18 protein-coding genes are annotated in these 7,676 nt (G+C 35.0%); all 18 read right to left on the reverse strand.

Going from position 1 to position 7,676, the window contains the following annotated elements:
- A partial coding sequence (locus ACRC28_RS00525; RefSeq protein ID WP_438541505.1) for a preprotein translocase subunit SecY occupies positions 1–521 on the reverse strand: 521 nt, incomplete at its 3' end.
- Positions 522–523: 2 nt separating this feature from the next.
- Entirely contained in the window at positions 524–964 is a 441-nt protein-coding gene (rplO, locus tag ACRC28_RS00530; RefSeq protein WP_438541506.1) for a 50S ribosomal protein L15, read from the reverse strand.
- A gap of 17 nt (positions 965–981) precedes the next feature.
- Positions 982–1,161, reverse strand: a complete 180-nt coding sequence (rpmD, locus tag ACRC28_RS00535) for a 50S ribosomal protein L30 (RefSeq protein ID WP_438541507.1) — start codon at positions 1,159–1,161, stop codon at positions 982–984.
- Between the two features lie 12 nt (positions 1,162–1,173).
- Complete coding sequence (gene rpsE / locus ACRC28_RS00540) at positions 1,174–1,671, reverse strand: 30S ribosomal protein S5 (RefSeq protein WP_438541508.1); 498 nt, start codon at positions 1,669–1,671, stop codon at positions 1,174–1,176.
- Positions 1,672–1,691: 20 nt separating this feature from the next.
- Entirely contained in the window at positions 1,692–2,051 is a 360-nt protein-coding gene (rplR, locus tag ACRC28_RS00545; RefSeq protein ID WP_438541509.1) for a 50S ribosomal protein L18, read from the reverse strand.
- Positions 2,052–2,072: 21 nt separating this feature from the next.
- Positions 2,073–2,612, reverse strand: coding sequence for a 50S ribosomal protein L6 (gene rplF, locus ACRC28_RS00550; protein WP_438541510.1), 540 nt, complete (start codon positions 2,610–2,612; stop codon positions 2,073–2,075).
- A gap of 60 nt (positions 2,613–2,672) precedes the next feature.
- Positions 2,673–3,071 (reverse strand): 30S ribosomal protein S8, encoded by a 399-nt coding sequence (rpsH, locus tag ACRC28_RS00555; RefSeq protein ID WP_438541511.1) that lies wholly within the window; start codon positions 3,069–3,071, stop codon positions 2,673–2,675.
- Between the two features lie 32 nt (positions 3,072–3,103).
- Positions 3,104–3,289: a type Z 30S ribosomal protein S14 gene (locus tag ACRC28_RS00560; RefSeq protein ID WP_438541512.1), complete on the reverse strand. Its 186-nt coding sequence runs from the start codon at positions 3,287–3,289 to the stop codon at positions 3,104–3,106.
- A gap of 15 nt (positions 3,290–3,304) precedes the next feature.
- Positions 3,305–3,844, reverse strand: coding sequence for a 50S ribosomal protein L5 (gene rplE, locus ACRC28_RS00565; protein ID WP_438541513.1), 540 nt, complete (start codon positions 3,842–3,844; stop codon positions 3,305–3,307).
- A gap of 22 nt (positions 3,845–3,866) precedes the next feature.
- Positions 3,867–4,181 (reverse strand): 50S ribosomal protein L24, encoded by a 315-nt coding sequence (gene rplX / locus ACRC28_RS00570; RefSeq protein WP_438541514.1) that lies wholly within the window; start codon positions 4,179–4,181, stop codon positions 3,867–3,869.
- Positions 4,182–4,196: 15 nt separating this feature from the next.
- A complete protein-coding gene (gene rplN / locus ACRC28_RS00575) occupies positions 4,197–4,565 on the reverse strand; it encodes a 50S ribosomal protein L14 (RefSeq protein ID WP_438541515.1) in 369 nt (122 codons plus the stop codon).
- Between the two features lie 30 nt (positions 4,566–4,595).
- Positions 4,596–4,850, reverse strand: coding sequence for a 30S ribosomal protein S17 (gene rpsQ / locus ACRC28_RS00580; RefSeq protein ID WP_297630543.1), 255 nt, complete (start codon positions 4,848–4,850; stop codon positions 4,596–4,598).
- A 23-nt stretch (positions 4,851–4,873) separates the two neighbouring features.
- Entirely contained in the window at positions 4,874–5,089 is a 216-nt protein-coding gene (gene rpmC, locus ACRC28_RS00585) for a 50S ribosomal protein L29 (RefSeq protein ID WP_002598894.1), read from the reverse strand.
- Positions 5,089–5,523 carry a 50S ribosomal protein L16 gene (gene rplP, locus ACRC28_RS00590; protein ID WP_002598895.1) on the reverse strand — a complete coding sequence of 145 codons (435 nt, stop codon included), beginning with the start codon at positions 5,521–5,523 and terminating at the stop codon, positions 5,089–5,091. The genes rpmC and rplP overlap by 1 nt, the downstream gene beginning before the upstream one ends.
- Before the next feature lie 26 nt (positions 5,524–5,549).
- Complete coding sequence (gene rpsC, locus ACRC28_RS00595; protein WP_438541516.1) at positions 5,550–6,218, reverse strand: 30S ribosomal protein S3; 669 nt, start codon at positions 6,216–6,218, stop codon at positions 5,550–5,552.
- Between the two features lie 18 nt (positions 6,219–6,236).
- Positions 6,237–6,572, reverse strand: a complete 336-nt coding sequence (gene rplV / locus ACRC28_RS00600; RefSeq protein WP_438541517.1) for a 50S ribosomal protein L22 — start codon at positions 6,570–6,572, stop codon at positions 6,237–6,239.
- Between the two features lie 23 nt (positions 6,573–6,595).
- Positions 6,596–6,871, reverse strand: a complete 276-nt coding sequence (gene rpsS / locus ACRC28_RS00605) for a 30S ribosomal protein S19 (RefSeq protein WP_438541518.1) — start codon at positions 6,869–6,871, stop codon at positions 6,596–6,598.
- A gap of 65 nt (positions 6,872–6,936) precedes the next feature.
- Positions 6,937–7,676: 50S ribosomal protein L2 (rplB, locus tag ACRC28_RS00610; protein ID WP_438541519.1), on the reverse strand; the 740-nt coding region annotated here is incomplete at its 5' end.

The raw sequence follows: 7,676 nt of genomic DNA on the forward strand, positions 1-7,676 counted from the left end.
CCAAATCCTTTAACAGTTATCTGATCACCTAACCACATACAGAAAGTTGAACCAACTATAAGTGCTAATATTACTATCCCTATCTGAGCTGAAGTAATTCCAGCAGTTGCTCCAGGAACTCTTGATATTGTTAAATACATACCAATAGCAAGTATTATCGAAATAGCTATTGAAGCATATCTCGTTATATTCTGTATTTTTTTTCTACCATCTTCACCTTCTTTTGAAAGTTGTTCAAGAGACGGTATAGCAATTGTTAACAACTGCATAATGATAGATGCATTAATGTATGGCATTACTCCTAATGCAAAAATACTAAATTTACTAAAGGCTCCTCCTGATATTAAATCATAGAAACCAACTAAACTACCAGACTGAGACATTTGCTTTAAATACTCAGCGCTAATCCCAGGAACAGGAATATGACTTCCTATCCTGAAAATTGCTACTAAAAATATTGTCCAGTAAAATCTTTTTCTCAATTCTGGAACCTTCCAGGCATTACGTAGGGTTGATAGCATTATTATTTCACCTCAACTTTTCCTCCAGCTGCTTCGATCTTCTCTTTAGCAGTTTTTGAGAAATTACATCCTACAAGAGTTATACTCTTTTCTAAATTTCCGTTACCAAGAATCTTAACTCCGTCCATAACTTTTGATATTACTCTTGTTTCAAGTAATACTTCTGGAGTAACTTCTGTTCCATTTTCGAAGATATTTAATCTATCAACGTTTATGCTAACAATCTTCTTAGCAAAGATATTAGTGAATCCTCTTTTAGGAAGTCTTCTGTATAAAGGCATTTGACCTCCTTCAAATCCAGGTCTAACTCCACCACCAGATCTAGCGTTTTGTCCTTTTTCACCTTTTCCAGCGTTTCTTCCTAATCCCGAACCAGTACCTCTTCCAACTCTTTTAGGAGCTTTTCTGCTACCAGCAGCAGGCTTTAATTCATGAAGTTTCATACTAAGTGCACCTCCTCTTATATTTCTTCTACTTTAAGTAAGTAGCTTATCTTTTTGATCATACCATTTATTTGAGGAGTTCCCTCATGCTCTACTATTTTACCGATCTTTTTAAGTCCTAGGGCATTAGCAGTAGCAATATGCTCTTTTTTTCTACCTATTAAGCTTTTAACTAATGTTATTCTTAATTTAGCCATTGCAATTTCCCCCTAACCTAATATTTCCTCAACAGATTTTCCTCTTAATCTAGCTATTTCATCAGCTGTTCTTAAGTTAGCTAATCCGTTGATTGTTGCTTTAACCATGTTATTTGGGTTATTTGAACCTAATGACTTAGCTCTAACGTCTTTAACTCCTGCTAATTCAAGTACGATTCTCGCTGGTCCTCCAGCGATAACTCCTGTACCTTCTTTAGCTGGCATTATTAGAACATCACTTGTTCCAAATTCTCCATGTATTTGATGAGGAATAGTGTTCTCAACTATTGAAACTGAAACTAAGTTTTTCTTAGCATCTTCTATTCCTTTTTTGATCGCTTCAGGTATTTCGATAGACTTACCCATTCCAACTCCAACGTGTCCGTTTTCGTCACCAACAACAACTAATGCTGCGAATCTGAAGTTTCTACCACCTTTAACAACCTTAGTAACTCTATTTATATTAACAACCTTTTCTTTAAGGTCTAGTGTACTAGGATCGATTCTCATTGATTTCCCTCCTTGTTTTATTAGAATTTAAGTCCTGCTTCTCTTGCACCTTCTGCTAATGCTTGAACTCTACCGTGATATACGTATCCACCTCTGTCGAATACTACCTCAGTTAATCCTTTTTCTAGTGCCTTTTTAGCTACGGCCTCACCTACTAGTTTAGCTCCTTCTTTATTTCCACCTTTAGCAGAGAAATCTTTTTCTAAGCTTGATGCTGAAACTAAAGTTATAGCATTTATATCATCAATAATTTGCGCGTATATGTTTTTCTCACTTCTGTATACTGAAAGTCTTGGTCTTTCAGGAGTACCGAAAACTTTCTTACGTACTCTAAGGTGACGTCTTAGTCTTTTTGATTTTCTGTCTACCTTCTTGAACATAAAAATCACTCCTTTCTATTTTTACTTACCAGTTTTACCTTCTTTACGTCTGATCACTTCGTTTTCATATCTTATACCTTTACCTTTGTATGGCTCTGGTTTTCTCCATGATCTGATCTTCGCAGCTGCTTCACCAACTTTTTGTTTGTTGATTCCTTTTACAACTACTTTAGTAGCTTCTGGTATTTCGAATTCTACACCTTCGATTGCTTCTATTTCAACTGGATGTGAATAACCTAAGTTCATAACAAGTTTGTTTCCTTGCTTTTGAGCTCTGTATCCAACACCGTTTAATATTAATGTCTTTTGGAATCCTTTTTCAACTCCAACTACCATGTTATTAATTAAAGCTCTAGTTAATCCATGAAGAGCTCTGTGCTCTTTAACATCGCTAGGTCTAGTAACAACTACTTCGTTGTTTTCAACCGCTACATTAATGTCAGCGTTCATAGTTTCAACTAACTCACCTTTTGGACCCTTTACTGTAACAACGTTCTCTGGTGTTACAGTAACAGTTACTCCAGCAGGTATAGCTATTGGTAATCTACCTACTCTTGACATAATTGCACCTCCTGTATTTTATATATCTATATAAATCTAACTTAATCTCTAAAATTTATACTACCAAACGTAGCAAAGAACTTCTCCACCTACTTGGTTTTTTCTAGCTTCTCTATCAACTATTATTCCTTTAGAAGTTGATATAACAGCTATTCCTAAACCATTAAGTACTTTAGGAGTTTCATCCTTTTTACAGTAAACTCTTAATCCTGGCTTTGATATTCTCTTAAGACCAGTGATTACTTTTTCACCATTTGCTCCATATTTAAGAGCTATTCTTAACATTGGAACTACACCATCGTTATATTCATCTATTTCTTTGATGTATCCTTCTTGTAATAATATATTTGCTATGGCCTTCTTTACATTTGAAGAAGGTACCTCAACTACTTCGTGTTTAACAGCATTTGCATTTCTAATACGAGTTAGCAAATCTGCTATTGGATCTGTCATAACCATTTATTGTGCCTCCTTTCGCTATATCTTCAGTATTACCAACTTGCTTTTTTACAACCAGGGATTTGACCTTTGTATGCAAGTTCTCTAAAGCAGATACGGCAAATACCAAATTTCTTTAATACAGAGTGTGGTCTTCCACAGATTCTGCATCTAGTATAAGCTCTAGTCTTATACTTAGGTTCTTTATTCCATTTCTCTATAATTGCTTTACGTGCCATAAGTTTCCCTCCTTATTATTGAGCAAACGGCATTCCAAGGAATCTTAATAATTCTCTTGCTTCTTCGTCAGTCTTAGCTGAAGTAACGAAGATTATATCCATTCCTCTAACTTTATCGATTTTATCGTACTCAATTTCTGGGAATATTAATTGCTCTTTAATTCCTAGAGAGTAGTTTCCTCTACCATCAAATGCCTTGCTTGAAACTCCTCTAAAGTCTCTAACTCTTGGTAAAGCAATTGACATTAACTTATCAGCAAATTCGTACATATTTGCTTTTCTTAATGTAACTTTACATCCTAATGCCATGTTTTCTCTTATTTTAAAGTTAGCAACTGATTTTTTAGCTCTTGTTAATATTGGCTTTTGACCAGCTATTAATGTTAAGTCTGAAACTGCAGATTCTAAAACCTTTTGGTTTTCTTTTGCTTCTCCAACTCCCATGTTAATTACTATCTTCTCAAGTTTTGGAACTTCCATTATATTGTCATAATTGAATTTTTCCATCATAGCTTGAATTATTTCTTTATCATACTTTTCTTGAAGTCTTGTCATATCTATGCCCTCCTTTCAGATATTAGAATGTTTCTCCGCACTTTTTGCACACTCTAACTTTAGCTCCATCTTCTAAGATTTTATTGCTAATTCTAGTAGTGTTTTTGCATTTTGTACAATATAACATAACTTTTGAGCTGTTTATTGCAGCTTCTCTTTCAATTATAGCACTTTCAGCTTGTGTTCTACTTGCTTTTTGGTGCTTCTTCACTATATTAACTCCTTGAACTAGTACTTTACCAGTTTTTGGATATACTTTTAAAACTTCTCCTGTTTTACCTTTATCTTTTCCTGATATAACCATAACAGTGTCGTTCTTTTTAACGTGTATTTTCAAGTCAGCCACCTCCTCTTATAGAACTTCTGGTGCTAATGATAAGATTTTGTTAAATTCTTTATCTCTTAGCTCTCTAGCAACAGGTCCGAAGATACGTGTTCCTCTTGGTTGCTTATCATCTTTTATTATAACAGCAGCATTTTCATCGAATTTAACGTATGAACCGTCTGCTCTTCTTATTCCTTTTACTGATCTAACGATAACAGCTTTAACTACGTCACCTTTTTTAACAACTCCGCCTGGTGTTGCACTTTTAACGCTAGCAACGATTATATCTCCAATGTTACCATACTTTCTTTTAGAACCACCTAAAACTCTGATACACATGATTTCTTTCGCACCTGAGTTATCAGCAACTTTAAGTCTAGTTTGTTGTTGTATCATTGAATTACCCTCCTTTCAGTTTAAAAGCTACTACTTAGCTTTTTCAACTATCTCAACAAGTCTCCATCTTTTATCTTTTGATAATGGTCTTGTTTCCATAATTAGTACTCTATCATTAATTCCTGCTTCATTCTTTTCATCATGAGCTTTGAATTTTGTAGTTACGTTAACAGTCTTTCCGTATAATGGATGTCTAACCTTAGTTTCAATAGCAACTACGATAGTTTTATCCATTTTATCAGAAACAACTCTTCCGATTCTCTTTTTTCTTAAACCTCTTTCCATTAGGGCGTACCTCCTTCCAGTAATTACTGTTGTTCAACAGCCCTTAACTCTTCTTGTCTTAAGATGGTTTTTATTTGGGCTATAGATTTTTTAACTTCTCTTATTCTCATAGGATTTTCTAATTGTCCTGTAGCTAATTGGAATCTTAAGTTGAATAATTCAGCTTTTAATTCTCCTAATTTAGCCTTTAAATCTTGAGGATTACTTGCTCTTAATTCTTTTAATTCTCTAGCCTTCATTATTCTTCACCACCCATTTCCTCAAAATCTCTTCTTGTAACGAACTTAGTCTTTACAGGAAGTTTGTGTGATGCAAGTCTCATAGCTTCTCTTGCAACTTCTTCATTTACTCCTGATAGTTCGAATAATACTCTACCAGGTTTAACTACTGCTACCCAGTATTCTGGTGAACCTTTACCTGAACCCATTCTTGTTTCAGCTGGCTTTTCAGTTACTGGCTTATCTGGGAAGATCTTTATCCAAAGTTTTCCTCCTCTTTTGATGTATCTATTTATAGCAATTCTGGCAGATTCTATTTGGTTACTAGTGATCCATCCACAAGTTGTAGCTTGTATTCCGTAATCTCCGTAAGCTAAAAAGTTTCCTCTTGTAGCTTTACCCTTCATTCTACCACGTTGTACCTTACGATGCTTAACTCTTTTAGGCATTAACATGATTTATTCCTCCTTTCCAATGCGTCCTATGCGTTAGCTTCTTCCTTTTCAACCTTTTTAGTTGGAAGAACCTCTCCATTATAAACCCAAACTTTAACTCCGATTTTTCCGTATGTTGTATCTGCTTCTGCAAATCCATAGTCGATATCAGCTCTTAAAGTTTGTAGTGGAATTGTACCTTCATGGTACTGCTCAGTTCTAGCGATCTCAGCTCCACCTAATCTTCCTGAACAAGCTATTTTAACTCCTTTAACTCCATTGTGCTTCATAGCTCTTTGGATAGTTTGTTTCATAGCTCTTCTGAATGATATTCTTTTTTCTAATTGTGCTGCAACATTTTCAGCCATTAATTGAGAATCTCTTTCAACATTCTTAACTTCAACAATGTTGATTAATAGGTTTTTACCTTTTGCAAAGTTACCTAATTTCTTCTTTAATGCTTCGATTCCAGCTCCACCTTTCCCGATTATAACACCAGGTTTAGCAGTGTGTATATTTAATTTCACTCTTTTAGCTGCTCTTTCTATTTCAATTTTTGAAATACCAGCAGTGAAAAGTTCTTTTTTAACGAATTTTCTGATTTGATTATCTTCGATTAGGTTATCAGCAAAATCTTTTTTATTAGCATACCATTTTGCATCCCAGTCTTTGATAACTCCTACTCTAAGTCCGTGAGGATTTACTTTTTGACCCACTACGTTTCCCTCCTTCTTCTAAGCTCTTTCTTTAACAACTATTGTTATATGGCTTGTTTTTTTGTTGATTCTGAATGCTCTTCCTTGAGCGTGTGGTCTAAATCTCTTTAAAGTTGGACCTTGACCTACGTATGCTTCAGATACGATTAATTTATCAGTATCTAACGCGAAGTTATTTTCAGCATTTGCAACTGCAGATTTTAAAACTTTGTTTATAACTACTGCTGCTTCTCTTGGAGTGTATTGTAAGATAGCAAAAGCTTCTTTAACATTCTTTCCTCTTATTAAATCAAGAACAGCTCCTACCTTTATTGGAGACATTCTTACATATTTAGCTATAGCTCTAGCTTCCATTTATGTTCCTCCTTTCCAGGGTACTACTTTCTTTTTGATGTTTTATCATCATGTCCTTTAAATGTTCTAGTTAATGCGAATTCACCTAATTTGTGTCCTACCATATCTTCTGATATATAAACAGGCACGTGTTTTCTTCCATCATGAACAGCAATTGTGTGTCCAATCATTTGTGGGAAAATTGTTGAACTTCTTGACCAAGTTTTAACAACTTTTTGCTCCCCATTAGCGTTCATTTCTTCAACTTTCTTTAAAAGTTTAGCGTGAACGAATGGTCCTTTTTTAGTTGATCTACTCATTGTATATTGCCTCCCTTCAGAACTTTAAATTCTCAGCTATGAAGAGAATAAGTATTCTCTTCATATTACTTACTATTTCTTCTCTTAATAATAAACTTATCTGAGTATTTCTTATTTTTTCTAGTTTTGTAACCAAGAGCTGGTTTACCCCATGGTGTTACTGGACTTGGTCTTCCGATAGGTGATCTACCTTCTCCTCCTCCGTGTGGGTGATCACAAGGGTTCATTACAGATCCTCTTACAGTAGGTCTCCATCCCATGTGTCTCTTTCTTCCGGCTTTACCAATCTTAACGATATCGTTAGTTGGGTTAGATACAGTACCGATTGTAGCTCTACATTCGATTCTTACATATCTCATTTCTCCTGAAGGTAATCTTAATGTTGCATACTTACCTTCTTTAGCCATTAACTGTGCTGATCCTCCAGCAGCTCTTACTAATTGAGCTCCTTTACCAGCTTGTAATTCGATGTTGTGGATGAAAGTACCAACTGGGATGTTTATTAATTGTAAAGCATTCCCTGGTTTGATATCTGCATCAGCACCTGATACTATAACGTCACCAACGTTTAATCCGTTAGGAGCGATTATGTATCTCTTATCTCCATCTGCATAAACTACAAGAGCAATGTATGCTGATCTGTTTGGATCGTACTCGATAGTAGCAACCTTTGCAGGTACACCATCTTTATTTCTCTTGAAATCTATTATTCTGTATTTTCTTTTTGCACCACCACCATGGTGTCTAACAGTTATTTTACCTTGTGCATTTCTACCACCTGTTTTCTTTAAAGAAACTAAAAGTG

This window comes from Clostridium sp., from assembly GCF_051650885.1.
In the GTDB taxonomy this organism is placed as follows: domain Bacteria; phylum Bacillota; class Clostridia; order Clostridiales; family Clostridiaceae; genus Clostridium.